The sequence below is a fragment of the Salicibibacter cibarius genome (genome assembly GCF_016495725.1).
GTDB lineage: Bacteria > Bacillota > Bacilli > Bacillales > Marinococcaceae > Salicibibacter > Salicibibacter cibarius.
Window position 1 is genome coordinate 4,185,869 of sequence record NZ_CP054705.1, and the last position, 26,997, is coordinate 4,212,865.

Below are 26,997 nucleotides of genomic sequence, written 5' to 3' on the forward strand. Positions count from 1 at the left end.
TTAATTATCCCCCTTTTTGCTCAGAATAAAAAGCCACTGGGTAATCTAACATCTAAAAAGAAAACAAATACAAAGTAAGATACTGCTAAAGTCACTAGGGGGATAAACAAGAATTCTTTAATCTTAGCGCTCCCTAAGTATAAATTTAATGTCACTAAGAAAATGAGTGAGGTTGCAAAAAATCCAAGATATGGAATTATTAAAAGATAAAAAACTAAAAATACTACCAAAACAAATTGTTTATTAGAAGCCAATTTGTATAAAAGCGTCCTAATACCTACTTTGCTTCCTTTAGTAACATTGCCATTCTTTTCACATTTTTTGTTTTTAATAATTCCATAAATTATTTTGCTAGCTTCCAATGCTAGAAGAGGTATTAATAACCAGAATAAAAGGTCTATAATTAGCCTTTCCTCGAATTCAGGAAGTGTCCGTACGTCTAAATAATAAACTAAACCGAAAGAAAGGAAAAACAGTAATAAAATTAAACTAGCAATTCTTTGCTTCATTTTGGTTCTCCTTATGAAGTTATTCACGTATCTTTCAATCATTTGCTTAAATATAAGGGGTTTCCAGCCTAAGACTTTTGGGAATTAATACTTAATGTGCTGATATTCAGGAAACCCCTGTTCCTGTTACTCAATAACGTCTGCATACTCCAAAATGACTTCGTGCGCCTCTTCTAACTGATCATGCGCTTCCTCAGGTCCTGACCAAGTTATATTCATATCTTGGGTTTCTCCCCACTCGATAAATTCATCACTCGTAGCGGCATTTTCAAGAGCTTCAACTAAAATATCCCATTGTTCAGGGTGCTGTTCTCGAAAATCGCTTTTCACTTGAATGGATCTCATATTTGCCATGTCCGGAAATTCAATATCAAGGCCCATTTCATCCATCAAATCATTAGCAAGAGGCATATCAGGATCATGGTCACTAGGTTCACTAACAAATACTACTAAACCTCTAGCATCATCTCCGACGCCTGCCAGCATACCTTCAATATCTGAAAATGTGAATTCAGTTTCTTCAGATACTAAAGCAGTTCTTAGCGGCCCGCCTCCGTCAAAAGGAACTCCTCTAGCATCTAAGTTAAACTCATCAAGAAACACATGAGCTGTAATATCGGACCATGAGCTAGGCATCATGCCATAATTTATTTCACCAGGATTCGATTCCACTGTATTAATCAGGCTTTCAAAATCATCATATTCTGAATCAGAATTGACAAAAAGAGTGATGGGTGATTCATGCGTCTTTCCCAAGAAATCAAAATCATCAAATTCAAATCCTGCCTCTCTTACAATGCCTGAATCAAAATGAGGATGAGATTGATAAATAATATAGGAACCGTCATCAGGATCGTTTTGCAAATGAGCCATTGTGCCCGTAGCTCCCGCTCCTCCCTCTCTGTTTTCCACAAGTACTGGAACATCTAGCTCTTCTTCTAACACCGGAGCTAATGCTCTTGCTTGGCGATCAGCAGATCCCCCTGTGTCATAAGGAACGACCAAAGTTAATTCGTCCGTGTGCCATTCTTGATCTTCCGCATCCGCATCTGTTTCTTCACTATCAGCACAAGCAACGAGAAATAATGACATAACAATAGATATCATCATCCTCCCTCTTAGCAACATATTTATTGCCCCCTTTTCCTTTTTTTCAGAGACCTCCCTTGGTTTTCCTCCCACATTTACGTTGATTGCTCTCATTAAATGTTTCCATTCTAAGGAAAGAAAGGTTTCTGGATTGTTAATGATGAAAACTGACTTATCGATCCCCAAACGTTAAAATGTTGGCTTAATAGATCTTAACAATAATGTTTTGAATTATGTGTGTGGATTCTTAATACAAAATAATAGGCTGTTATGCGACAAATTTCGAAAAATAAAACTGTAAGGTCAAACATCACACCTGTTTATCTATATTTTGACATACAAAACATACTAAAAGCGTTTACGTTTACACCTGTAGTGATAAACTCTTTCTGGGATCATGTATTGACCCAGCTATAGCCGATGCTGCAACAGTCGCGGGGGATCCCATATAAACTTCACTGTCCGGGCTTCCCATTCGTCCTTTAAAATTTCTGGTACTTGAAGTTAAACAACGCTCTCCCTTACCTATCACACCCATATGACCTCCATAACAGGCCCCACATGTAGAGTTAGTTGTTACTGCTCCCGCCTCCATAAAGATTTCCAGCAATCCTTCTCGAGAAGCTTGCTTCATCACTTCGCTTGAGGATGGTGTAATAATTAAGCGAACATTCGGATGAACTTTTTGACCCTTTAAAATTTCAGCAGCACTTCGAAAATCTTCGATTCTAGCGTTAGCGCAGGAACCAATGAAACCTTGATCAATTGTTATTTCTTCATTTACATCTGAAATTGGTTTCACATTGTTCGGCACAAAATGAGGCATCACTATCATAGGCTCTAACTTACTAACATCTATAGTGCGAATGTCGGCATAATCAGCATCTGAATCAGCAAACACAGGTTCAAAATTTTCATCCGTTCTTTCCTTAAGATATTCAGCTGTCTTATCATCCGCTTCAAACATCGCAAACTCCGCACTAAGTTCTGCACTGATTGTTGCGATAGTTTGCCTTCCAGCCATATCCATTTTTTCAACAGCCGAGCCTACAAATTCAACATTATGGCCAACATGGTCACCATACTCTCCGGCGATATAATGGATAATATCTCTTGGGTAGACACCTTCAGGCAATTCGCCATCTAACACATACTTTATTGTTGGACATACCTTAAACCAAGTTTCTCCTTTACAGATTACATAAAGCATTTCCTGAGAGCCCACTCCTCTTGCCGCACAATTAAACGCCCCACTTGCACAGGTATGAGAATCAGAACATGCTAATATGGTTCCGGGAAGCGTAAAACCAAGTTCAGCCATTAATTGATGACTGATTCCATGCCTTCCTTCTCCATAATATTTTTCAATACCGAATTTTTCGACAAATTTTCTTGCGTTTTGTAGTCCATCAGCAGTATGGACATTTGGAGCTGGTATTGCATGATCTAGTACAACAGCAATTTTATCTGGGTCAAAAACTTTTTCAGGTATACTCCGTCGGCCTTTGTCCGAAAAAGATAAATCCAATAGAACAGACGTGTCTACTTCTACCGTTACTATTTCACCCGGTACAACTTTTTCGTTTTTAGATCCCTTAGCTAGGATCTTTTCCACCATAGTCATGCCCATTGACTATTCTCCTTTCAATAATCATATGATTTTTATAAACGTGCTTACTCTATCTCTATACTTTCACTTTTCATTCGTCGTTTTCTTTAAATATCCTTCACTTTCAAGAAGGGGCTCTATTCCTCCTTTCAACGCTAAGTTCACTAACTTTTCCGGTAATATTTCTGCTTGGTGCACTTTCCTCTTTGAAACATTCAGTATTTCTCCGTCATAAGGGTGAACTTCAGCAATCTCTCCTTCCTCAAAAGAAGAACTAATACCTTGACAAGAAAGTCCGACAACCCCAAAATTCACACAATTTCTTAAAAATAATCCATTGAGAGAGTCTGCTATAATAGCAACTACTCCCAATTCTCTTAATAATTTTGCGCCTGGCCTACTAGATCCTGTCCCGAAATTTTCTCCCCCGATAATAATATCTCCTTCCTGGACCTGGGAACTCCAACCAGGTCTTATAGATTCAAAGACCAACTTTTTTTGTCCTTCTAATGATTCTAAAAATGCAATATTCGGCATCATTTCATCAGTATTAATATTATTACCAAACTTCCATATCTTACCTTTCATTTTCCCCTCCAAAGTTACTTCCTCCTTTTTTATCTGACTAACCTTATACATCGTGATTAAAATTGGATATATAACTTTCACCTGATTCCGTGACGTGATTCCCTTTCATTCACCTCAAACATTGATAAAATAGGGGTAGATAAGCATGAACGCTTTTCAACTTTAACACCCGGAAGGTGAAAGCATGACAGGGAAATTAAATATCCAACTAACGGATGAATATATTTTACCGACGAGCGGGCTTCCGTTGATCGGTGCTTTATTGGAACGGACTTTTCTTCACGCTCAACTTTCAGCTCTTTCGATGGAGGGGCTCACGGATACCGCCGAGATTTCGCATGGGGATACGATCGCTTCTTATATCGGTTTGCTTGCCCAGGGCAAAAATGATTTTAGATGGATCGAATCTTATCGGCAAGATCCTTTTTTTCAAACGGCTTTAGGGCTGGAACATACACCTTCCGAGGCGACACTTCGCCAACGGATGAATCAGATCGCCCGCCATGACGAAACGCTTTCAATACTGGGGAAAGAAAATGTACGCTTTCTTCAACAGCTGGACTCCCCGATCACCGCCACGTCGCTTTCAAATGGCGAAGAGAGAGTAACCGTCGACGCCGATCATTCGCCTTTTGACAACAGCGACACCAACAAAGAAGGCGTCAGTCGCACGTATAAAGGCGTTGATGGCTATAATCCGGGCTTTGCCTACATGGGCCAAGAAGGCTATGTGATTCATTCTGAACTCCGGAATGGCAAAGATCATGTCCAAAAGGGCACGCCTGCCTTTTTACATAAGGCCTTGACCTCAGCCCAACAGGTCACCGGCACGTCCCTCCTTCTTCGTCTCGACGGAGGCAATGACGCCGCTGCGAATCGGGAGATTTGCGAAAAACTGGGCGTGGACTATATCATCAAGCGTAACCTCCGCCAAGAAACACCTGAAGCTTGGTTAGCTATTGCCGAACAACAGGGGACAGCTACTGAGCCTCGAGAAGGAAAAACCATGTACACCGGGAAGATTCAAATGAGAAACAGCCAAGGAAACTCGACGTGGCAAGTGTATCAGGTCGTGGAACGAACGATGACCCGAGACGGTCAAATGCTTCTCGTGCCGGAGGTCACCTGTGACAGTTACTGGGTTTCCATGGATCTTCCTGTGGACGAAACCATCGAGCTGTATCATCAGCACGGCACGTGTGAACAATTTCATAGTGAGCTGAAAACGGATATGGATCTTGAACGCTTTCCCTCCGGGAAATTTGCGACTAACCAAATGATTTTAATATTGGGTTGCTTCGTCTATAATCTTTTACGGAGTATCGGTCAGGAAGCATTAAAAGGTGACGATATGCCCGTGAAAAAGAAGGTCTTTCGCCGTCGCTTGAAAACCGTCATTGATCAGATGGTTATGTTCGCCGGCAAATTCGTTCAGCATGCTAGACAGCTTTATCTAAAAATCAGTAAACACAATCCTTGGCATCATTGTTTTCAACGCCTCTACCAGCAATTTCAATTGTGACAGATAAACCCATCGTTTGGCCCACTTGTCTTAACGGATATAATTCCTATACCAGGCGCGTTGATTTACCATTAAATTCCATATAATTACTTACGTAGGTGTCATGTTCTTCCTGTCATCTAGAAATTGAGCTAAGGTGTCTTTGACTTCCAATGGTGATGTACCAAGGATCAATTCCCGTGCAAATTGAATGAACGTACGCCGGGTCATCCGCCATACAGGTGCCAGCTGGTTGTATAAAAATCGCAGGACCATATAAACCATGATGGCGCAAAATAATTGCCCATAGACCGCATTCGGCGTCGTTCCAAAGAAGTGATTCAGATTCAAGTGTTGTTTGAGAAAGCGGTGAAAAAGCTCGATCTGCCAGCGTGCCTTATAGAGATCGGCGATATCTTCGGCAAAAAGGGTGCTGAGGTTTGTGGCCACCCGAAGGGTATTCCCTTCATCATCATAAAAACAAACGATACGAAACCGGTGATTGGACTGCTTCTTCCCTTTCCCTATTTTCGCTGAATAATCATCGAAAACTCTGGAATGTTCAGACGTTACACGTGGGATAGGCTCCCGCTCTTCGGTATAGATGGACGTTTTCAAGCGGATCACAAAGCCTTTGTCCTCGTCTTCAAGGTTATCGAAATCACGGATGGTGGCATAGGCGCGGTCTCGAACAGATGTGATCAATTGGTGCGAAAATGAATGAGCAACAGCCGCATCATGCGTCAATCCTTTGGAAGCCTCCACTTGGATCGGAAGCAGCGTATCCACACGGAAAAATGTATGCATTTTAACGCCGTTACGTTTCCCGTGATAAGGCGCCCATGGGAGCCGGTTTTCGCCTACGGTCATCGTCGTTGAATCCAGCGCTGCCAACGAAACCGGCAAGTCCATGGAACGACGAGTTTCCCGATTGAAACGGGAACCTAAAAGCTCCAGTATCTCTTTGACGGCTTCATAAGGAAGGATGCTAGCTTTTGTCGATAACGTCGTGTGATCAACGGCTTTGAGGCTCGGATCAATTTTGAGTTTGTTCTCGCTTTCACGGTAATTTTGCCATTGTTCACTTGACGCCAATAGCCAAAAGAAAATTTGATCGGTTCCCAGCCATTTTCGCCCGACTTCTTGGTAATCATGTGAACGAAGAATGTTCTCGATTTCTTCCATCGACACGAAGGATTTAAAAACCTTTAAAAGTGTGTTAGATTGTCCCATGAAGGCATCACTCCTTTGGTAGGGTTTACCTTTATGGTCATAGTGATGCCTTCATTTTTTTAAGTCATTTGCTTGGATAACTTTGGCTAATCAACGCGCCTGTTCCTATACATATATTATTAAATATATGTTCCGTGTTAGGAATGTCCTTAAATCATGAATAAAGTCCTGTTTTTCTGCTGTTAAACGCCACATCTCATCCGATTCTCTGAAATTCGGCACCTTTCATCGTTTCATCACGGAATCAGGTTTCAATTGAGCAATTTAATCACCGTATCCTTACTGGATGAATTTTCAGACATCCATGACTGCACACTAAACCCAACAGTAGAGCTCGCCGCAATCAATAATTACTAATCGCTCTTATAGCCTAATTTGCATGAAATTTCTTGAGAACTAACAAGTAAATATTTTATTATGTTTGAAAGGTTTGCCTCATTGTATCTTTGCATTGGACCAGCAACTGTTATCCCGGCTATAAGCTTTCCCTTATGATTTTTTAAAGGAGCAGACACTGAAAATGCTCCAGGTATCCTTTCTTCTATTGACACCGCATATCCTTGTGATTTAATATCATCCAGATCCTGTTTAAGTTTGTGTTCAGTAATGTGGGGAAATAAGCCTATTTCTGTTTCTATTATCTTATTTATTTCTTCATATTCCATGTTAGCTAGCAAAGATTTTCCGGATGAACTTTCAAATAAACTATTACGTGACCCTACTCTTACAAAATTACGAATGACTTCAGTGCTTGGAAGCTGTTCTATACATACCCTCTCACCCCCTTCAACAATATTAAGTTCTACTGTTTCATTTGTCTCTTTGTTTAACTTTCTCAATTCGGGCAATGCTATTTTACGTATCTCCATATTCTCTAAAAAAACTTCACTCAGCAACAACAGTTTTGGGCCTAAACAATATTCTTGAGTTTGCTGATCGTGAATGACCATTTGCTTTTTTTCCAATGTAGAAAGTAAACGGTGAACTGTACTCGTAGATAATTGGACTTTATCACTAATATTGCTTAGCTTCAAAGATGGTGTTTCGTAATCAAAACAATATAAGATATCTATGGCTCTACTTACTGAATTAACATATTTTGATTCCATGCATATGCTCTCCGTTCATTCCATTATACAAGATGGTATTCCATTTCTATTATTAAAAAGTTTATACCATTCTTTATAATCTGTCAACACTAAATATTTTGGAATTTTTGCTCTGTAACGTTTTTTAGGGTTCGATCCAAAAAAAATAAAGCGGCTGTTCCCTCACAAAATGTATTCAAATAGATAAAAGCGTACATTTACATTCAGGACATTTGTCCGGTTAATAGCTCTTTCATTCGCAGGGATGCTCCCTTGATTTCGTTTTCCGTTTTATTCCTTTTAGGTCGATCGTGGTTACTTTCAGGACATTTTTCCGCCTCTCACTCAGGGTTATTGTCCGGCTTTAAATGTCCTGTGCTTGTTTCATTATGGTCCGGACATTTGTCCGCAAAAAGTGTTGGATGATGTCTCTTTAAAATCGCGATATATTGGTCGATCACCTTCTTTCCTCGCCCTGTGAGGTGGCTAATATCGCCTTAATCAATGTTCCTGCGGACGAGGAATTTGACCTTGTCGTAGTCCTTAATATATCGGTCGACCGCCTCTAGGCTATGATGCGTGCGCTTCGCAATATCAGGGGGCGGCACTTGTTGCTCATAGAGCTCAATGATGATTTTCTTGTGCGTCACGCCGGGACCGATATCTAACTGGTTGCCCTTGATCGGAAGGATGATTTGATGCCCTTCCTGATATTCTTGAATGCGCTTAGAGACCGTAAGCGTTGATCGGTTGACCATGAGCGACAGCTCTTCAAGAGAGGAGCCGCCCTCCTTGTTCAAAGGCGGCGTTAATGAGCCGGACAATCCGTGCCTGATCCCGTTTTGTGCTTTTTTCAGGTCTTCTTCGGTCACCAACGGCAAGTCGATGCGCTGCGCTTTGTAGTCTTCGATTTTTTGACCGAGTTTCGGTTTTTCATTTTCGCTGGAGGTGGTGATCCAGGTCAGGTTGCCAAAGCTTGTTTCATGGCGCATCGGGTAAAATTCATCCCGTAGTTGACAAATATCATCCGCGATCAATTCAATAACCTTATGGCTGCCGATCAGTTTATATTCGGACTCCAGCATTTCCATCAAGGCGCTGCGAAAGGTACGCTTGGCAAAACCGCTCTGGGTGGCTTTTTGTTTCTTCATGCCTTCGGCGCCCCTTTTTTTCCTTTCGCCATGGGGGCGGAAGGGTTGGATGACGTCACAAGATCTTCAATCCGATCGGCATATTCCGGAATGTTGTAGTCTCGGTATAGCGCTACATATTCATTGGCTAAGCGCTCGGAAATCCCTGCCATGTGCGCGGTTTCAGCAGCTGTTAACCCTTTCTTTGAGCAGGTGACCACGCGGCCAAAATCTCTTAAATAACGCTTGATCGCTGAGATCGAATGGCGCGTCCTCCGGGCAATCACAGAATACGTGAGATACTGCAAGTACAAGCCGACAATCCAGACCTTATGCGAAAGGGTGGGGCCAATATCATGATAGGCGCCTCTCGTTTGCACACGAACCTTTTGCTGGGTAGAGTGCCTGTATGTCTCGGCGAATGGTGCGGACATCCACGCTGAGTAGGTCTGAGAGGCCTTCTTGGGTGAGAATCCCACCTTGGTCCAGTGCCTCTTCCGTGATGCGGATGATGCGTATGTGTCGCAACGATTTTGTCCCGTGAATGCGGCGAACATCCTGATCTTCTTTGCCGCTGTCCAAGGTTAAAACCACTGTCGCCATGGGAAGTTTTCTCAAGCGTGGCCCGTGCTTGGCATGAACGGCAATCACTTGTCGGCTGATCTGGCCAGGATCCGTTTCTCGATCAAGATCCCAACGATGAAGTTCATATTTCTCTTTCACTGTTTCCATGATTTCGCTTCGGCGGTCTTGGGGGAAAATTCAAATTGATGCGTTAAGGTTTCAAACAGTTGGCTGCCTCTTGATTTAGACTCAAGGCGCTTGTAAATGGCTTTTTCCATCTCATTTGTCCTCCCGTGTTCTCAACTCCCGCTGCTTACTTACTAGTTTAGTAAGTTTGTCCGGAAGTGTCGAACGTCATTTTGGGCGGACAAATGCACTCATTTTCATCACCAAATCCGCCCCAAAATCATTGGAACGTTTCGTTTCTTTCACGGATCGATAACCTAATCCTTTAAACAGTTAGCCTAAAAAGCACTCAATTTGATGGCCGTCCATGCGATCGATCGAACGAATGCCGTTCCGAATCACTCGTTGAAACGCTTGTTTCTCTCGACGACGTTTCATCCAATTTCTCATCCACCACACAAGACCAGTCATGGCCAATGGGAAGGTGAATAAAATAAAGGCCAATAAGAAAAATATTGATGTTCGTACTTCCGTCTGTCATGCTCCCTCCTCCTTTCATCGCTCGTCATCGTCCACGCATAGAGATTTCTATGATCGTTCCAGTTCCGTATCCTTGACTTGGGACGGTTGAGCTTCTTTCAATCGCTGCTGTTCGATGGCCACATTTTTTTGTAACTGTTCATTCCAATCTTTTTCCTTGGGTAAATCGATTTTGCCAACCCGCTCTCCGTCCTGATTGATATAGTTTTGCAGTACATCTTTTAATCCGTGCGCAAAATCACGGCCGGATGCATCATTGTCCACGGCAATAATAACTTGTTTTGGCGGATAGCCATCTTTGTTCATCCGGTTCATTTCCGCACTCACCGTATGTCGTTTTAAGCCAGACATGGAAAGTATGCGTGCGTTTTGAATGTCTCCCTTTTTTTCACTCCAATAAGATAAAGCATCGACGGAACTCTCAAACACATAAAGCGTTTTCGGTTTGCCAATATCAAAGGTAAAACCGGCGTTTCCCTGACTATTTTTATCAATGCCTTTAAACCAATCGCCGTTGCGAGCCGTCGGTTGCGTGCCTTGCCGCTCGGCACCAATGACCTCTCCTTGCTGTTTCCACTTATAAACGACGTTTCCTCGCTTGTCTTGGGCCAAATAATCCTTTCGTTCCAACCAATCCACCACTTTTGGATGGATGTTTCGATCCTGGGTTAAATACTGATGCATCCGCGTCGTATCGCTCTCCTCGTAGTGAACAGGATATCGGTAGGGTTCAGCCGATTTTTTTTCCGATGGCGGCCGTTCCTTTTCTTTATAATTGCTGTTCGTAATATCTCTAACGGCTTCTGGGAAAGACATGCCATAATACATCTGCGCAAAGTTAATGACGCCGGCACCTTTTTTGCCTCTCGAGTTCCACGCATACATTTGGTCACGGATTATTAAACTATCATGCTCTGTATTCCGGTAGTAATGACCTTCCTTCTTAAAGGTTTCGCCTTTCGCCTCCAAGTAGTCTAATAGATCCACACGTTTGGCACGTTCCACTTGATCTGTACGGACACGGCCTCCCATACCGTATTCCCTCCTTTTTAAACATGTTTTGTAAACCTCAAAATATTCATGTTTTCAGAAACATACCTTTTTTGTTTTCAAGGCATTGGCATTATTGAGATTGAACCCATACATGTCGGATATCATAAAAATGAAAGGCATAAGGACAAAGATATCCTTATGCCTTTTTTGCTATTACATATCAGGTTCCGGCCCTTTAATACCTGTTTGCGTGCCGGTGCTGATGGGTGATGTGGCCACCGGATCTTTTTGTTCTCGACGTTCCCGTTCATTCGAGCGCTCAGCGCTTTTCTGCGACGTTTTTCCTTCGTCCTTGCTGTATTCATCCAATTGCTTTTCAAGGGAATCTAAGCGTTTCTGACCTTGCTCAGACAAGGGTAATTCTTTGATCTCTTGCAACGATTCTTTCTTCAATGCATAAACCGTTTGTGGATCATGGTTCTTCTCAAATTCTTTCATGCGCTGCCAGCGATCCTGTTGGTCGCCGGATTCTTCTCGGTCTAATTGCTTACCAACCCCCGGTTCAATTAAGCTCATAATTTCGCGTTTATAATGATCTTTAAAATTTAGGTGTTCCGCGCTTTTTTCCTCTTTATTAAACGGACCTGCGTTTCGTTCATTGGCATGCATTTCGTTGCGACAGGCTTTAAGCAACGGGCTTTCTTGACGGGTCAAAGTTGGTTTTTCTCGTTCCTCCGCGTCCAACGATCGTTTGTGTTCATCGTGAGCTGTTACCGGGGATTGGTCAGGGTGCTCTTTCTCCGTGGCGCGTTTTGTTTGATGAATCATTGCATTTTCCCCTTTCGTTTCCTCTTTGGCTTGGGATTGATCTTTTTCCAAGGCTTGGTCAAGTGTTCGCTCCATCGTCGTGATAAACTTATGAGACGTATCCTGGACCTCTTTGAGTAATTGCTGATGATCGTTAAAGGTGCGGTTTTTCGTCCAATGTTTGAGGTAATCCAACGAGTAATCTGACGTATCCACGCCGAAATGAGACGCTACCGTGTAGGCGGTCATTTCTGCCTGAAACTCTTTCTCCGGTCGTAAATACTGATGGGCGGTTTCAGTCGTGTGCAGTTTCGCATGGCATAACTCATGCAAGAGTGTTTTGACGTTCTGTCGTTCATCATTACGCGGATTTAAAGCCACCTCCTTTGTGTGGGTATAGCTAACGCCTTTGGCAGCGCCTAACTCTTGCTTAGGGTCCACAATCGAAATGCCATTTTCTTTCGCAATGGCTTCCATGCCTTTGCGAAGTTGACCATAATCCTGAACCTTTCCCTCCATCCATTTATTGGGAAAGATAGAGGGCAAATCAGCTCGAGTGGCTGACGTCTGGCTGATATCAAAGACGGTTCCCGTTGAAAACACAAGACGGCCATCTCGTTTAGGGAGATGACCGTCTTGAATGTGTGTTTGTTCTTCTTTTGTCGCATGTTTAACGGATTTCCATGTGCCTTCCTCGTTCTGAAATTGCTCGCCAAGCTGTTGGGGGACCAAGATTTTGAAGCCTTTCTCTCCCTTTTGCACGGGGAAACCTTTATCTTTCCAAAACTTATAGGAGCCAACGGCTTCGGCACCCGGAAATTGCGATTGCATGAGTTGGACATTATTCCGAGAGTAGTTGTGAAATTGCCCCATAAACCGCAAATATGTTTTCATTTGATCTTCAGAATAGAAATGATTGGCCACGTTTTCTTCCATGCCCCTTGTCAGTTCCTCGACTTCTTGTTTTATTGCTTCCGGCGATTTTTTCGATCTAGTCCTCGCCATGGTTCCATCCCCGATCGGCGGCCTCAATCAGTTCTTCCATCTCCGCCTCGTGATAATTTCGGCCCACGTCCAGCACCATCTTTTTCGTTTTCGTATCAAACAGGATCAACAAATTCTCTTGGTTGACTAAATGCTGTTCCAAGGCAGCTTTATCCGCCGCGTCAATTTCAATTGTATAACGGGTATCGCCGACTAAAATCTCAACATCATGATCCCCTAAACTTTCAAACACACCCACTTCGTAGCGTTCATCCAGAAAAAACATTTACACTCCTCCTTCTGTTTGCTTTGCTTTTCGACTCTCTTCCCAATCCATTTTTTTCTGCCTTTGATGGGCGATTCGCTCTTTGATTTCATCTTTGGCAATGCTCACCGGTTGACTTTCCATGTTCGATGTTGTGATAAGGTGATCCTCGTTCATAAGCATGCCATTCATAAGTTCAATGAGAATCTGCGTATTTCGATCAGCATTATTTACCCCCAGTTGTAGTTTCTTTAATTCAGCGTCAAATACCTGTCGGAATTGTTCGGCGGCCATATTCATGATCGCTCGATTAGAACGATCTTCAATCTTCCAGGCTTCATGCTCTTGGATGATTTTTTCCAACGCTTGCCCGTTGTAGGTTATATCGTGCTGCTCCCGGTAATCATCGATATAGTCCATCACGTGCGGAAGCACACGGAGATTCATGCGTTTACGTTCACTCAAGGGTTCTTCCCTACCTTTCATGTTCAATCGATCGTTCTAAGCTTTGGTGGTCCCTATCATTCATATACTCTTGATACGTCTGCCTCATCGATCGGTTGAGACGTCTTAATGATTGTTGCACGGCGATGCCCGATGACATTCCAGGTCGCATCGTTTTTCCATCGTCTTTGCCTTCGGTCTTTGCTTGTTGTTGGTGCAACTGATCATCGAACGTTTTCATTTCCTTTAAAAACGCATTGCCCATACGCTTATAAAGATCATCCATCTTATTCTTTTTATAGTTATCAAATCGACGTGTTTCTTTAGGGCCGTCTCCATAAGCTACCTTCATTTCTTCCACTTCCGTATCTAAACGTAGGTGTAAGTTTTGAAGATCATTAGTATGATGTTTTTTTAAATAATTGGTGGTTAGCTGGTCAATCATTGGCCGGATAGGATTTAAGCTATTGTAACCATAATTCCATTGACGTTTATCTTCCGGTAACCGTTTATAAATATCCTTGAATAGAGGTTTCATATCTCGGTTGCGCCATCTCAATGTGTTATCTTGTTTTTTACCATCAACCATCTTTCCTCGTATGATTTGATTAATTTGTTCGCGTTCATAACTTCTGTCTTGTAATCCGTTGACCACTTCACTTTTCATAGCGCTGAGTGTTTGAGGTTTCCGTTTTCCTCGTTCTCTTGTTGGGAAGGGTTCCACGGTGGCCACATGAATGTGAATGTTATCTGTATTTCGATGAATGGCTGCCGACCAAATCGCACTTTGTTCGAGACCTTCTTTTTTAACCATCGCTTGCATGGATGAACGTGTGACATCCTTCAATGCTTTTTCGTCTAACCTCCTCGTCTGCCGATCATAAATCCCTTGCTTTTCTAACCACGGATTATCAAAGGTGATCACATCTTGCCACATAAGACTTTTATTTTCTTGTGCTTGTTGAAACGCATGCTTTAATTCATCTTTATCATGGGTATCTAAGTAATCACGTTTTTCCGTGAACAGCGCCGACGTTTTTTCTGGGTCATCCATATAATGATTGTATAGCGAAAACATTTGCGCCGGTAATTGTTTATCACCTTTGGCTTCTTCCCGATCCACGTAATTGACATATTGATGAAAGGCTTTTTTATTGGACGTTATAAATTTCGTTTTTAAAACCACGCCCGGCGTTATCTTTGATTGACTCATGATGTCGGCTCCGGTTCTTCCCCGATGAGCGCATTCATCGTTTGCATGCTGTCCGCGCATCGCTCCATCACTTGCAGATTACTTTGGACTAAATGTTCCAATCGCTGCACCCGTTCATCCTCCTGATGAAAGATGGCCATTTGCATGAGTTGCCCATGTAAAAATTCCTGTCGTGTCATCTGTTTTTCCTTTGCTAGTTCATCTATTTTTTTTACCGCCCAGGGTTCCATGTAGCGAATGCGTATTTCCAATTCGATCAACTCCTTTGCTTTTTCCTTCCGGTTTTTTATTCAGCAAGTGATCGTTATTTACTTCCCTCTCACAACCACTCATGAATAGATCATATGTGGGAGGGGGTAGAGAGAAAGAGCATAAGGGATTTCTGTCTCCCCTTAACGGGGGAAGTCCGGCAGAGCCGGACGAAATCTGGGAACAAGAAAAGCATAATTGGTGTCAGGTTGTCGTCTACTTTTCGGGAACATACGTTACAATTTTTGTCGATGGTGTCAAGTCGTCGTCTGGATGGTGTCAGGTTGTCGTCAATGGTGGTGCAAGGTTGTCGTCTGGTTTTGATTAACCATCTGATGCCATTTCCATCTGTTCCTCGATCATATCTTGTTCTTCTTGGGCTACTTGATAGGCTTCCTTCTCATTTTCCATATCCGTCTCTAAACCATCAATTTCTGATTCAATTTGACTGTATTCACTTTCGAGTTCCACTTCTTCATCTTCGGTGCTGTATAAAATATCGGCTTCAATATCGACCAATTCTTGTTCCAATTCCTCAATGCGTTCATCCATGTTTTCGACTATTTGCTGATGCTCTCGTTGATCTTCTTCTAATCGATCCGTTTCTAACTGCAATACATGTTGCTCGTACGTGTTCGTATCTTCAATCATCATCGATTCATCGACGTCCACCTCCCGATGGTCCGCATAGATACGTGCCAATTCAGCCGGAATATTATCATCGTCGAATGATTCGTCTGGATCAAGCACACCCTCATCTGATGTTTCTTCTAAAATATCCATGCCAATCACTTCAAACGACGGATCAACGTTATCAATATGAATCACAACATAATCGCGATCTTCATAAAGCATGGTCACTGGTAAGTCTTCTTGTGGGTTGGCGCGGTCCTGCGCCGTAAACGTCATTTCTGCATTTCGATCAGCCTGTGAACGATCAATATGCAAGGTGGCTATCATATGATGCTCGGCGGGGTTATACGTCCAATCCTCAACCACAGCTTCGCCGTTCCCTTGCATCGGTACCGACGAACCGGACGCTGTATGTTGAATGTCTCCCGGAGGCGCCCCTAACAACGTTCGGGATAACATGAGCATCATTCCCACAAATACAAAGGAAAAAGTAATAACAAGGAGCGGCACGGTTTTTTTTGTGCTTAAAGTAAAACGTCTACGCTTCATACGTCACCCTCTCCTTCCATGCTTTCAACGGCATCTCTAAAGTCTTGAATGATCCAGGAGCCATCTTCTTGTTGTTCAGCGTCCAATTCGATAAATGTTGGCGTGGTATCTTCATGGCTACCACTGCTATACGTTTGGGTAAATCGAGCCATAATGGTCGCATCCGATTGATTGAGTTCGCCTGTTTCCACAAAGAATTGAACATCTTCAGCAATCGCCCTTCGATCCGTTTCCTCTTGTTCATCCTCCGAAAATAAAAAACCATGCAAGTTATCCTGCATGATCGTTTCAGCTTCATCTTTACGGTCTTCATACGTCTCTGCGTCTTCGGTATAGACGGTTTCAACGAACGTTGCGGCTGTTTCCTGTAAAGCTTCCTGGCGTTCTTGCATCGCTGCCGGTTCTCCCATCTCTTGTTCATTTTCAAGCCGTTCGACTTCATTTTCTAATTGCTGGTTCGCCTCCATCATCTCCTGCATCTGATCATGTGACACCGATGCTTCTTCGTCATCACCAGCCATCGCACTATACACATTGACCCCTGTGACGATAAGGAGAGCCACAAGGGTAAGACTAAATAATGTTATTTTCGTTTTTGAAGACACAAGGTTTCCCCTTTCTCGTTTAACCTATACGCTGCACATTTTCGTTATACGTTTCGCCCCAATAACCATCTTCCAAAGATTCATATTCGACACCATCACTGGATTGAGCACCGATAAATTGACCATCACCAGCATAAATACCGACATGGCCATCTGTCTTGTACGTATCAAAAAAGACCAAGTCACCAGGTTCCTTATCATCTGAGTCAACGGATTCGCCTTCGTTGGCGAGTGAATCGGTGGTGACAGAACCTAAAGGTCCAAGTTGAACCCCGATCTGTTCAAAAGCCCAATGCACAAAGCTCGAACAATCAAAAATACCTTGCGCTTGTTCAACTTCATTCCTTCCACCGCCAAAATCATACACTGAATTGCCAATCCATTCCTCGCCAACTTCAACAACCTCCGGGATGTCCCCGTTACCGGGATCAATGCCATCCCCACCGTCGTCCGAATATTGATCCATAAAATCCATTACATCATCCACGTACCAATCCGCGCCGTTATAAGCATAGACAGCTTCCTCCAAGTTCCCATCGGCAGCCCCTTGTTCGGCCAAATAGTTTGCGGCTGAATGCACGGCATCATCAATGTCGTAAGGGTCGGCATCCCCTGTACCACTGCCATCCACGGCAAATCCGTCATGTTCGTCGATAACGTCTAAGTCGATCAATTCATTTTCGGGAATGTCACCGGCGCCTAAGCCACTGCATGAAGGATGGTTCCACCCAACCCACGTACAAGGCATAAACTGCATGTGTCCTTCGGCCCCAACATCACTGACCCAGTCTTCTTCATCGCCCTCGGAAAAAACGGTCTCTACACGATGAACCGCCGCAAGCAATGCTGGCGGTACAGAAAATTCCGCGCCGGCTTCTTCATAAATCGGAATGTATTCTTCGGGGATTTCATCGCCGGACACACCGTCCACGGATTCAACATCATCATCTTGCTGTTGGTCAAACTGAGCCGCCAATGCCATAACCGCCACGACAACCGTGCCAATCAAACCACCGATCACGACAATAACGCCTAAGACAGCAAGTCCTTTCCACTTACTAGGAATCAAGGAAAAAAGGAAAACGAGGAACGCGATCATCGCAGAGGCAGACATCTTACGCCCCTCCTCCGAACAACGCCAATTCCTCCTCAGAGACTTCTACGGAAAAGCGTAGGTTTTTCACGGCCTGGATATTCAAAATCACATCCCCCGTTTGCAAATACGGCACTTGCGCGACCTCACTTTCGGATAACTGTCCGGCAAACACGCGCTCTAACATTTCCAGATTATTGCTGTCCTGCTGCATGATCCATTTATATTGGGTCAGCTCAAACAACGTTTTAATTTCTTCGACGAGCGTTTGGTCGGAGCCTTCCGGCACAAAATCCCGGATCGAGTGCGACGCATAGGTAAACCCGGCGAAATACTTACGAGCTTCCCGGACAAACGTTGTGAGAAATTCAAGGGCGTGGCCACTGCCTTTCTTGGTGTTGATGATGTGATGCGCTTCATCCATCAAGATGAGATACCGTTCCACATCCTCGAAGGCTAATTCTCCTTTGTTGTACGCCTCAAATTGTGGTGCTCCGTTGGTGAGCATCGCATCCCACAACAAATTCATCACGTTAAACAGTTGCGCTTGAAAAATTTCCGTTCGCATCTGACTGAGGCCACGGAGTTGGAAAACAACCACTTTTTCTTCCTGGAAATCAGCGATGCTGGATGGGCCATCAAACAAATGCTTATACGTTTCGACGATGTTTTGCACGTTCAGTTCAATCGTCTCTAACCGACGTTTGCGTTCCGGGCTCAGGGTTGATCGTTGTCTCCCTTGTTCTTCGTCCTCATATAATTCCTGGCGTATGAACGTCAAAAAATCTGAAAAGATGGGATAGGCATCAACGGATTGTTGGGTAATCGCTAAATCATGATCATCACTCCATAAATGTAATGATTTGTACAATTTCCGTAACATATTTTCATATTCTTTCAGTTCATTGTCAGAGGCTTCCGGGGCCAAAAATCGGTAAAACGAGACCATTTTGGATAAATGTTGCGTAAAAGACGTAAATTCATCTTTCGCCGTCCGATAGACTTGCAAGGGATTAATAATTCCGTCTGTGCCATCTAAGGATAACTTTTGCCCGCCTATTTCATCCACCAGACCTTGAAACTCGCCGGTGGCATCAAAGGCACGGACTTTGTGCTTTTTAATGGCATTATCGAGCGCGATTTTTTTCAAAAGCGTCGATTTTCCGGCGCCCATCGCGCCGATCACCACGGAGCTATACGACTTCCGGTCTTTATCCCGATGAAACAAATCAAAAACGACATTACCGCCGGTCATTGTCGTACCATGAAACGTTCCGGTGGGGTCATGCAGTTGGGTGAAGTGGAAAGGGAACCCCCCGGCTAATGTCATCGCTGGCATTCCTTGCCCTTGGCGGCGGTTGCGTTGTTTCGCTTGATCGGCATACGATTCATGGAGGGCTTTCCATTCCATATCCAATTCATTTAAAAAGACCGCGCCCCTAAAGTTCTCCCCTTCGAGCGCGGTTAAGACCACGTTGACGTTGCTTTCCAGTTGGTCTTGGGTCCGAGCACTCACGTAAAAGCGCAAATGCACCCGTTTAATGACCTCTCCTTCTTGATAGATGGAGGCATACAGTTCTTCTAAATCGTTTAAATCGTCTTTGGCCTCCAGTATATTGACACTTTCTTTTTCGGTCATCATCCGAGAGCTTTTCTCATCAATCCCTTTATTTAAGCCTTCGCGTACCTTGTGATGATCTTCCGAGGCGACATCGATGGTGGTGATGACGTTTTCCATATTGACGATGGACTCCAACCAAAAATCCTGCGTATTTTTCGGATAACTATACACATGGATGCACGTTTCATAGCCGTCGCCTTTGCGTATAAAACTTTCCTTAAAACTGACACCGCCTTGCGGTTGAATGTTGGCAAGCAAATAGGGATTATACCCTTTCCGTTCCGTCTCTGTGGCTTCGGTTGTATCTTTGCGTTTCCACGGTGCAAACATTTGTAAAAGACTCATCGCTATTACCCCCTCTGATGATCGAGTTTAGAGTTTTGATTATTGAGTTTATAAATCACATCTAATTTTTTCGTTGTTTCCAGGTTTTCCATAGGGATGGTTCGTTGCAATTTCCGGCGCGCAAACTGGCAACGCTCCGTTAAATCTTTCACCGTCTCCCCGTATACATAAAGATAAAATTCCCGATTGGTCCGGTGTTTCTCTAAAAATTCAAGTTCCGCCTTTTTCTTTTGTAAAAAGTGGTCAATGAGGGGCGAGTCGTTCGCGTCGATTTTCTTTTGCAAGTGGGAGATTTGAACGGCCATATTCACCGGGAAGTTGAGTGAGACGATCTTAATATCGGCATCAAACGCTCTTAGAAATTGTGTGAGTGCCAAAATATCAAATTCTGTTTCTTGATCACTTTGCGCGTACACATCTTTGCTTCGAACTTGAAACATGTCCGCATAACCACGATCGCCTTGCAAAACAAAAGCCCCATCATCGGTCATATCCCCGATCGGAAAAATGTCGGCGATTTTGTCCGGCACTCGCGCCCGTTTCTCTTTCGGTTTGGCTTTTGATCCGGTCTTTAACCCTCGTTTTGATTTCGATTGTTCATCAAAGAGAGCTTCTTGGTCCAACGTTTCTTCAACAATCATGCTTTATCCTCCTTCGCTTCGTCTTCATGGGGATCATGCGCGTGATACGTAGCTCGGTCACGACTGAGCATCATCCAAACTGCACTCAGCATCCGCATATTCGGATTCGTCTTGGGTTTCCAAAGCCAAAAGCCATACAAAGCGACCATAAAGATAATAAACGGAATGGTGAGCGACGGATGAATCATTGCGTGAAGAACAAAACCCATAACAAGCATCCCAATCAAGACCAATAAATCGGTTAAATAAAACCATTTATTCAGTTTTAATTCCGCCGTAATTTCGGTCGGGATTTTATAGTTCATGACATGGCCCCTTTCCAACCAAAAAACGCAGATTTCAAGGAAAGGAAACCTGCGCATTGGTTTAGTTTGATGTTCTATATGCGTTTGGATTGGTGACGGGCTTTACTGATGGTTTCTTTTACTCCGCCAATTCTCTGTCGTGTTTTTGCCAACTTGATAACTGCGTTTGCCGGTCTGTACGTAACGATTGTTGTTCCATCGGCGTGATACGCCATCGCCCATCACTTGGCCAAGGGTTCGCTTTTCTCCGGCTGACCGTTGCGGCATCGGAATATCGCTTGTGCTCGGCGGTTCTTCGCCGCCGGCGGCCGCCTGCATCTGTTGATTCAGCGTTGCCGGGCGTCGCTGTTTTGCGCCGCCTTGTTGGCGTTCGCTCTCTCTCATTTCAGAGTGTAAAGACGGGGTCTTGCCGCCTTGTGGGTTCGCCTGACCAGGCGTTTCCTTGCCACTGGCAGGTTGGGTTTGTTGGTAAGCCTGAGCATTAGCATTCGCCGTGGAGCCCTCGCCTTCGCTAGGCGCTGCTTGGGCGTTCGTCGGCGATCCTGCGCCTGGTGTTCCCGGCGCTGATTGACCTTTGGGTTGTGAGCCTTGTTGTTGCCCTTGACCTGTCGAGGCTTTCGTTGGCGATCCTTGTTGACCGGTCGCCCCGTTGTTGGTTGAACTTGCGCCTTGACCATTTGCCAATCCTTTGATGCCTCCGGCCGTTGCCGCCGCCGTACTTACACCGCCTGTGGCAGCGCCTTTCGCTCCTTTACTCGCTATTTTTCCAGCCCCCTGCATCACTGGTTTGGCAGCTTTTCCGGCGAAATAGGAACCGGCGGCCACCGTCCAGGCATTCCGTAAACCGGCGTCAATACCAAACAGTTTTTGCACAATGTTCGGGCCGTCGATCACGGCCAGGCTTCCGGCGATGATCGCGATTAAATATCCAAACCCACTCAATTGGTCCGCGATATACTCCGTGTAATACATATACATCCGCAAGCTGAGAAATACCATGATAATGGAAACAAAAATGCTGCCGATGTTTTTCAATATTTCTTTAAGACGTTGGCCACTACTAATATCCGCATAGGCCATAATCAGAGCGACAACTTTGTTAAACGCGAGTTCAAAGCACAACTTAGCGATTTTGATCGAAACCAAAATCATCGTCAATGCCATAACGCCAAGCGTAATTAAAGCTGTACCCCAATTGACATCCCAGCGATAATAGTTTTCGGGGAAGAAATCAAACCAACCGTCATCGCCAATACTGACAAGTCCTTCTTCGCCGTTGGATTCAATTCCAATCTTATTCGTTAATATTTCTTGGCCGCTATTGGAAAGGGGTTCTCCGTCTGCCCTTTCAAAGTCATCCGTAATCTCCTCATTTATATCAATTTGGTCAATGTTTTCCGGATCGACATGGTGTTGCGTATCCACATCCGGGCTTTGCCAGCCGGTTTCATCGTAAATGGCTACATCGGTAATATGGTCATGAACAATTTGATCGGCCATATCAAACGCATCGTCACCGACCGATGCCACTTCCACCGCATCATCCGTAAAGTCACTGCCCAGGTCCATGCCCCAGGTCAAAAGCGTCACCGTCATAATCGAAATGAAGATGTTGACCGGAATCTGGGAACGCTGCTGGTTTCTCTGGAATATGAGTTGATAACCAATAAAGGCGAGAGCAAGGGCAAGAAGAATATACAAAGCCGGTTGAATCATTCGTAAAAACGATTGCACCGGTTCGGTTTGAAAGAAGTCCAGGAGGACAAGAACACCATCAATCACGCCCTCCATGCCACTCACCAGTGCCCGAAAACCTAAAAGAAGCCACCAACCGACAAATCGGAATAGGTAGCTTATAAGGGATGTTCAAATAAATAATTAGTCAATTATGGTAATATACACAAAAGTATCCTTTGTATATGTTTTAATGGTAGTAACAGCAACCAAAAATATAACAAAGGATACTGATACCATGATACAGAAATTATCTAACGGATTCAAAGAAATTATGATAGAAACGATCGACAAATTAAAAAGTTCCGATAAACGCATCGCTTTAGCCAAGATCGCCAAAACCTATGGAGATGGAGGACAAACAGCTGTAGCGGAAACATTTCATGTGAGTAGAGATACGATAAGAAAAGGAAGTTATGAGCTAGAATCAGGGTTTCCAATCACAGATGCTTTTCAAGCAAGGGGTAGAAAGAAAGTCGAAAAAGGCCATCTCCCTCACCTGTTAGAAGATATCCAAGCCATTGTAGATGGCCAAAGCCAAACCGACCCCAGTTTCAACACGACTCAACTGTATACAAGAATGACCATTCAAGAAGTCAGAGATCAACTCGTTCTCCAAAAAGGCTATCAAGATGCAGATTTGCCGACCAACCAGACGTTAAATACCAAACTCCATCAATTGGGCTACCACCTCAAGAAGGTGCAGAAAACAAAACCGGTCAAGAAAATCGAAGAAACCGATGCGATCTTTGAAAATCTCCACGCCACTCATGAAGCTTATCAAGGAGAAAGCAATGCGGTTCGTCTTTCCTTTGATACCAAGGATCGAGTGAAAATCGGACCGTTTTCGAGAGGTGGAAAAAGTAGAGTGCGTGTAGAGGCCGCAGATCATGATTTTGGTCAGACATTTTTATCACTATTTGGAATCCTGGATATGTCCAATGAGCATGTCGAACTCACTTTCACGGCATCGAAAGTGACAGCTGATTTAATCGCTGATCAAATCGAAGCCTATGTTCACAAGTTGCGTTCACAACAGGAGGTGGATACCCTCATCATAAACGCCGATAATGGTCCTGAAAATAACAGTCGTCGAACACAATTCATGAAAAGAATGATTGAGTTTGCGGCTACCTACGACATCAAAGTCATCTTAGCCTATTACCCGCCCTATCACAGTAAATACAACCCAATTGAAAGGGTGTGGGCAGTGCTTGAGCAACATTGGAACGGGGCCCTTTTGAACACACAAGAGATGGTTTTAGGATTCGCTGAGAGTATGACTTGGAAAAAGAAGCACCCTTCTGTCACCCTTGAAGAAAACACCTATGAGACAGGGAAAAAAGTTGAAAAGAACGTAATGGATCAATATGAAAAGATGATTGATCGAGCCAAAGGGATCGGGAAATGGTTTGTGGAGATCCACCCTCATCAGTGTAAGGCAGCGTTATATATGGGCTTAAAGACACAGTGAATAAAATTGGGGGAAAGGGGAGGTGTATGTCCACACGTTAATATTCGTTCTGTAAGCCTAAATATCAATAAATTTGACACGATGAGTGGGGTGTGAATGACAATAAATCCCTCATCATTCGGCCTCGCCCCATTATTGGCTTGTTATTTTTCTTAAATTCCCTAATATCCCCGGTATTTAAGACATCCTCAAATTGGCGTAAGGTGTCGAGCAGTTCTTCCTCTTCCACCGTTTCCCTCCTTTCCTGACATTAGGCATCTTCCATAAAAGCATCTCGGTCTATATCAATCCTCTCTTCAATATTTTGAATCAAGACATCGACCAGCGCTTGATCCTGACCGGGTTGCAACGTCACCACAGCGTCTTGAAGGGCGATCGTGATCACCTCGCCATCCTCGATCCGATTGCGATAACGTTGGATGGTTTCATAATATTTGGTTTCATCGCTGCCTCCTTGTTTAAGCTAAATAGCTTCCTGGTGTATGTCTTGTTGCTTGTCATCCTTTATTTCTTCCGCGTTTTCCTCCAACGATGCATGATACTGATCAATCGTTTTTCGGATTGAGGCGTACGTGTTTTGATCGACCTCGTCAGAATCACCGAGCATCCGCAGGGTTTGCAAAAAGTCATTGACGGTCATCGTCTGCATCGTTGATTCTTCCGCATGCAAGCATGGCGCCACACGATTCATAACCATCGTCCATAACGAACCGGTTAAAATGTGAGATATGGCGGTTTGTTTCCAATCGTCCGGTTCGTTGGAGGGTGCGACTTGTGTCGGCGTTGTTGCCTTCGTTTCTTTGTCTGCCATCGCCGACAACATTCCTTCATCTTCGCTGTCAAAGCCAAAGTCGATGATGAGATCGGATAAACGCAGGTGACGATGGGGTGTATCGACTTCAATATCGGTGATCGATAACTCTGGATCGAGATTGAGATATTGATAAGCGTAAGGCATGCGTTTATTATAAATCGGAAACGGACGGATAAGTTGATCCCCGTCTTGCGTTTCGCGTTTCATCGCCCGAAAGACCACCGTACTGCCTTTTTCGAGCTCCATTAGTTCATTGGCGTCCAGCAGTTTTCGTCCCTCGGTGTTGTCTGTTTTCGCTTTTTTAAAGGAAAATGGCGTGCCGGACCTTGTTTCCACTTCCCGCGTTTCATTTCCGATTTTTTCTGAAAAGTTTTTGGCGGTTTCTTCGTCGCCGGTTTTTATATAGATGTGATTGCCGCAATTCCCGAGCACCGTATTTTTATCATCTTCCCCGTATTTTTCTTTGAGTTGAGCGTAACTCTGAACGATAAGGTGAAAACGAATGTTACGGCCTAGCGACACGGTGGTTTTGGACCCCATGCCGGAAATGGCTGGCATTTGCCCAAACTCATCAAGCATAAACACGACCTGACGCGGACATTCTTGCCCTTTGGCCATCGATGCGTGTTTGGCTAAGGAAAAGTACAGTTGATCGACAAACATGGACGGAAGTACATGCGTCGAATCATCATAATCCGGCGTAATCATAAATAAGGCGATCGGTCGGTCGTAACTGACCACTTCAGTGACACGAACATCGCTATGATTTTCCTGTTCGACTGTGGCTTGACCGGTTTCCTGATCCAACGTTTGGATCGTTGCCTCTAGGCATGTCTGTTGCTCTTTCACTTTCGTTTTTTGGTCTTGAGACAGCTTTTTGTATGCTTTTTGAGAATAAGGGTTGGGATCATGCTCAATGGTCAAAGTATCATGCTCATGGAGCGTGCCTTGAAAATGCACCACCCAATAGCCGCCCTCGCCCGTTTGGTTGGTCTCCTGCGTACCATCCGGAAACGTCACCGTGATTTTGGCAAAGGGGACCCCCTTTCCTTCGACGGACTGGCCAAACCCGACCTTTTTCAAATCAAGGGAGTTTTTCGCGGTCATTTTCGCCTGTTCACTCAATGTAAAGCGCCGCAGTTCCGCCATCGCTGTCGTAAAAATACCCGATCGCGTGTTGCCTTTGGCAAAGTTGCTCGTCGCATACTGCATCTTCGCCACGCTCTCCTGGGGAAGGTCTTGAAAGTATTGATCCAGGGCATTCACCGTCGCCTCCGGGTCCAAGGGATGCGGTATCTGCTTTGATCCGAGTTCCGATAACATATTGGACACGGTATAGAGCGTGATTTTTTCTTCCTCACCGTTTTGGATGCAATCCTCAGTGATCGCCAATATCATCGCATTCACAAGACTCATCGCCGAGTTTTGCCACATGGGATCTTTCACATGCGGATTATAATAGAGCATGTGTGTAAGCGACTCACACAACGTTTCCGCAACCGAGAAATTTCCTTCTTTGTAAGCGTCTTTAATGAGTTGCAAAGGGTTATAACTCATGCTCTGCATTGGATTCATCATATTCAACGCCAATACGTCAAAACCGCGCTGCTCTAATATCTCCTTAAATCGGACAAACAATTCGCCCTTCATGTCATTTAAAATCATGGACGGTTTCTGCTTGGCCCTTGAATAGGCATCAATGGTGGGGTCAACATATAACTGCCCCTTGCCGGACCGCGTCGTACCAATGACCAAGTTATGCACGGCATCATCATCGATATAAAGCGAGTGTCCCTTATGCGCGATGACGCCGCCGCCTTTGCCGTTGTAGGTTTTTTCCTTCTCCGGGATTTTTTTATACTGCTTAGCCACCTCTTGCTTAGTCGCAAACCGTTGTGAACCTTTTTCATCGCGTCCGATGGCCGCAAAGTTGCTCGTCAGTTTATAAATCGTGATCCCCACGAGGATAAGTCCTAAGATAGCCGTCATGCCATAAAACCACGGCACATCGGTTACTTGAACATTTGTGAAGAACGCCCATTCTATTTGTAAGGGTTCTTCGATATTCGGAAACATTCGAAAAAGCGCCCACGCTTCTTGTATAAAATTCAATAAAAATGTGCCGATCACTTGTACCACAGTAAACAAAATGATACATAAAGGGATCAGCACATATTTATTGGCGAGTATCGATTTCATGGGTGTTAAACATCCTCCCTTTCACCACGAATACTTCTTGGCCGGTTAATCC

At 44.1% G+C, this 26,997-nt stretch carries 27 protein-coding genes and 1 pseudogene; 2 read left to right on the forward strand and 26 right to left on the reverse strand.

All coding sequences use genetic code 11. The features are described from left to right. Positions 1 to 20: 20 nt before the first annotated feature. The 4 genes from HUG15_RS21050 to HUG15_RS21065 form a co-directional block, all read right to left on the reverse strand. A complete protein-coding gene (locus HUG15_RS21050; RefSeq protein WP_200125511.1) occupies positions 21 to 509 on the reverse strand; it encodes a tripartite tricarboxylate transporter TctB family protein in 489 nt (162 codons plus the stop codon). Positions 510 to 635: 126 nt separating this feature from the next. Then, positions 636 to 1,616, reverse strand: a complete 981-nt coding sequence (locus HUG15_RS21055) for a Bug family tripartite tricarboxylate transporter substrate binding protein (protein ID WP_211202296.1) — start codon at positions 1,614 to 1,616, stop codon at positions 636 to 638. A gap of 346 nt (positions 1,617 to 1,962) precedes the next feature. After that, positions 1,963 to 3,228, reverse strand: a complete 1,266-nt coding sequence (locus HUG15_RS21060; RefSeq protein ID WP_200125515.1) for a 3-isopropylmalate dehydratase large subunit — start codon at positions 3,226 to 3,228, stop codon at positions 1,963 to 1,965. A gap of 63 nt (positions 3,229 to 3,291) precedes the next feature. Then, the gene (locus tag HUG15_RS21065) at positions 3,292 to 3,807 is read right to left on the reverse strand and encodes a 3-isopropylmalate dehydratase small subunit (RefSeq protein WP_211202297.1); all 516 of its coding nucleotides are present in this window, start codon (positions 3,805 to 3,807) and stop codon (positions 3,292 to 3,294) included. A gap of 172 nt (positions 3,808 to 3,979) precedes the next feature. Here HUG15_RS21065 and HUG15_RS21070 point away from each other — a divergent pair, with 172 nt between their 5' ends. Then, the gene (locus HUG15_RS21070; protein WP_200125519.1) at positions 3,980 to 5,317 is read left to right on the forward strand and encodes an IS1380 family transposase; all 1,338 of its coding nucleotides are present in this window, start codon (positions 3,980 to 3,982) and stop codon (positions 5,315 to 5,317) included. A 90-nt stretch (positions 5,318 to 5,407) separates the two neighbouring features. Here the strand turns inward: HUG15_RS21070 and HUG15_RS21075 are convergent, their stop codons facing one another. The 19 genes and pseudogenes from HUG15_RS21075 to HUG15_RS21170 all read right to left on the reverse strand — a co-directional run bounded on the left by HUG15_RS21075 (position 5,408) and on the right by HUG15_RS21170 (position 22,581). Beyond that, positions 5,408 to 6,529, reverse strand: a complete 1,122-nt coding sequence (locus HUG15_RS21075) for an IS4 family transposase (RefSeq protein ID WP_200125136.1) — start codon at positions 6,527 to 6,529, stop codon at positions 5,408 to 5,410. 353 nt (positions 6,530 to 6,882) lie between these two features. After that, on the reverse strand, positions 6,883 to 7,638 hold the full coding sequence (locus HUG15_RS21080) for an IclR family transcriptional regulator (RefSeq protein ID WP_200125521.1): 756 nt from the start codon (positions 7,636 to 7,638) through the stop codon (positions 6,883 to 6,885). Positions 7,639 to 8,114: 476 nt separating this feature from the next. Further along, the gene (locus HUG15_RS21085; protein ID WP_200125523.1) at positions 8,115 to 8,768 is read right to left on the reverse strand and encodes a DUF1670 domain-containing protein; all 654 of its coding nucleotides are present in this window, start codon (positions 8,766 to 8,768) and stop codon (positions 8,115 to 8,117) included. Further along, a pseudogene (locus HUG15_RS23800) lies at positions 8,765 to 9,479 on the reverse strand (DUF1670 domain-containing protein). The gene HUG15_RS21085 and the pseudogene HUG15_RS23800 overlap by 4 nt, the downstream one beginning before the upstream one ends. Continuing rightward, complete coding sequence (locus HUG15_RS23445) at positions 9,467 to 9,589, reverse strand: hypothetical protein (protein WP_281393570.1); 123 nt, start codon at positions 9,587 to 9,589, stop codon at positions 9,467 to 9,469. Before HUG15_RS23445 ends, HUG15_RS23800 begins: the two are co-directional and overlap by 13 nt. Positions 9,590 to 9,786: 197 nt before the next feature. Beyond that, entirely contained in the window at positions 9,787 to 9,978 is a 192-nt protein-coding gene (locus HUG15_RS21105; protein ID WP_200125530.1) for a hypothetical protein, read from the reverse strand. A 47-nt stretch (positions 9,979 to 10,025) separates the two neighbouring features. Next, the gene (locus HUG15_RS21110; RefSeq protein ID WP_200125532.1) at positions 10,026 to 11,009 is read right to left on the reverse strand and encodes a toprim domain-containing protein; all 984 of its coding nucleotides are present in this window, start codon (positions 11,007 to 11,009) and stop codon (positions 10,026 to 10,028) included. Between the two features lie 174 nt (positions 11,010 to 11,183). Continuing rightward, complete coding sequence (locus HUG15_RS21115; protein ID WP_200125534.1) at positions 11,184 to 12,782, reverse strand: ImmA/IrrE family metallo-endopeptidase; 1,599 nt, start codon at positions 12,780 to 12,782, stop codon at positions 11,184 to 11,186. Next, positions 12,769 to 13,047: a hypothetical protein gene (locus tag HUG15_RS21120; RefSeq protein ID WP_200125536.1), complete on the reverse strand. Its 279-nt coding sequence runs from the start codon at positions 13,045 to 13,047 to the stop codon at positions 12,769 to 12,771. Before HUG15_RS21120 ends, HUG15_RS21115 begins: the two co-directional genes overlap by 14 nt. Beyond that, a complete protein-coding gene (locus HUG15_RS21125; RefSeq protein ID WP_200125538.1) occupies positions 13,048 to 13,491 on the reverse strand; it encodes a hypothetical protein in 444 nt (147 codons plus the stop codon). Positions 13,492 to 13,501: 10 nt separating this feature from the next. Next, complete coding sequence (gene mobP2 / locus HUG15_RS21130; RefSeq protein WP_200125540.1) at positions 13,502 to 14,683, reverse strand: MobP2 family relaxase; 1,182 nt, start codon at positions 14,681 to 14,683, stop codon at positions 13,502 to 13,504. Then, a complete protein-coding gene (locus HUG15_RS21135) occupies positions 14,680 to 14,934 on the reverse strand; it encodes a hypothetical protein (RefSeq protein WP_200125542.1) in 255 nt (84 codons plus the stop codon). The genes mobP2 and HUG15_RS21135 overlap by 4 nt, the downstream gene beginning before the upstream one ends. 322 nt (positions 14,935 to 15,256) lie before the next feature. Next, on the reverse strand, positions 15,257 to 16,114 hold the full coding sequence (locus HUG15_RS21140; protein WP_200125545.1) for a hypothetical protein: 858 nt from the start codon (positions 16,112 to 16,114) through the stop codon (positions 15,257 to 15,259). Then, positions 16,111 to 16,719 carry a hypothetical protein gene (locus HUG15_RS21145; RefSeq protein WP_200125547.1) on the reverse strand — a complete coding sequence of 203 codons (609 nt, stop codon included), beginning with the start codon at positions 16,717 to 16,719 and terminating at the stop codon, positions 16,111 to 16,113. The genes HUG15_RS21140 and HUG15_RS21145 overlap by 4 nt, the downstream gene beginning before the upstream one ends. Before the next feature lie 19 nt (positions 16,720 to 16,738). Continuing rightward, positions 16,739 to 17,833, reverse strand: coding sequence for a C40 family peptidase (locus HUG15_RS23230; RefSeq protein WP_246516427.1), 1,095 nt, complete (start codon positions 17,831 to 17,833; stop codon positions 16,739 to 16,741). A 1-nt stretch (position 17,834) separates the two neighbouring features. Next, on the reverse strand, positions 17,835 to 19,763 hold the full coding sequence (locus HUG15_RS21155) for a VirB4 family type IV secretion system protein (protein ID WP_200129094.1): 1,929 nt from the start codon (positions 19,761 to 19,763) through the stop codon (positions 17,835 to 17,837). 20 nt (positions 19,764 to 19,783) lie between these two features. Beyond that, a complete protein-coding gene (locus HUG15_RS21160) occupies positions 19,784 to 20,419 on the reverse strand; it encodes a hypothetical protein (protein WP_200125549.1) in 636 nt (211 codons plus the stop codon). Beyond that, positions 20,416 to 20,724 (reverse strand): DUF5592 family protein, encoded by a 309-nt coding sequence (locus tag HUG15_RS21165; protein ID WP_200125551.1) that lies wholly within the window; start codon positions 20,722 to 20,724, stop codon positions 20,416 to 20,418. The genes HUG15_RS21160 and HUG15_RS21165 overlap by 4 nt, the downstream gene beginning before the upstream one ends. Before the next feature lie 102 nt (positions 20,725 to 20,826). Further along, positions 20,827 to 22,581 (reverse strand): pLS20_p028 family conjugation system transmembrane protein, encoded by a 1,755-nt coding sequence (locus HUG15_RS21170; protein WP_343073167.1) that lies wholly within the window; start codon positions 22,579 to 22,581, stop codon positions 20,827 to 20,829. 115 nt (positions 22,582 to 22,696) lie between these two features. On the opposite strand from HUG15_RS21170, the gene HUG15_RS21175 reads away from it, so the two are divergent. Next, the gene (locus HUG15_RS21175) at positions 22,697 to 23,932 is read left to right on the forward strand and encodes an ISAzo13 family transposase (protein ID WP_200124195.1); all 1,236 of its coding nucleotides are present in this window, start codon (positions 22,697 to 22,699) and stop codon (positions 23,930 to 23,932) included. 64 nt (positions 23,933 to 23,996) lie between these two features. Here the strand turns inward: HUG15_RS21175 and HUG15_RS21180 are convergent, their stop codons facing one another. The 3 genes from HUG15_RS21180 to HUG15_RS21185 form a co-directional block, all read right to left on the reverse strand. Further along, entirely contained in the window at positions 23,997 to 24,161 is a 165-nt protein-coding gene (locus HUG15_RS21180) for a hypothetical protein (RefSeq protein WP_200125555.1), read from the reverse strand. A gap of 21 nt (positions 24,162 to 24,182) precedes the next feature. After that, complete coding sequence (locus HUG15_RS23450) at positions 24,183 to 24,317, reverse strand: hypothetical protein (RefSeq protein WP_281393571.1); 135 nt, start codon at positions 24,315 to 24,317, stop codon at positions 24,183 to 24,185. Positions 24,318 to 24,395: 78 nt separating this feature from the next. After that, on the reverse strand, positions 24,396 to 26,945 hold the full coding sequence (locus HUG15_RS21185; RefSeq protein ID WP_200125557.1) for a VirD4-like conjugal transfer protein, CD1115 family: 2,550 nt from the start codon (positions 26,943 to 26,945) through the stop codon (positions 24,396 to 24,398). Positions 26,946 to 26,997: the final 52 nt, after the last annotated feature.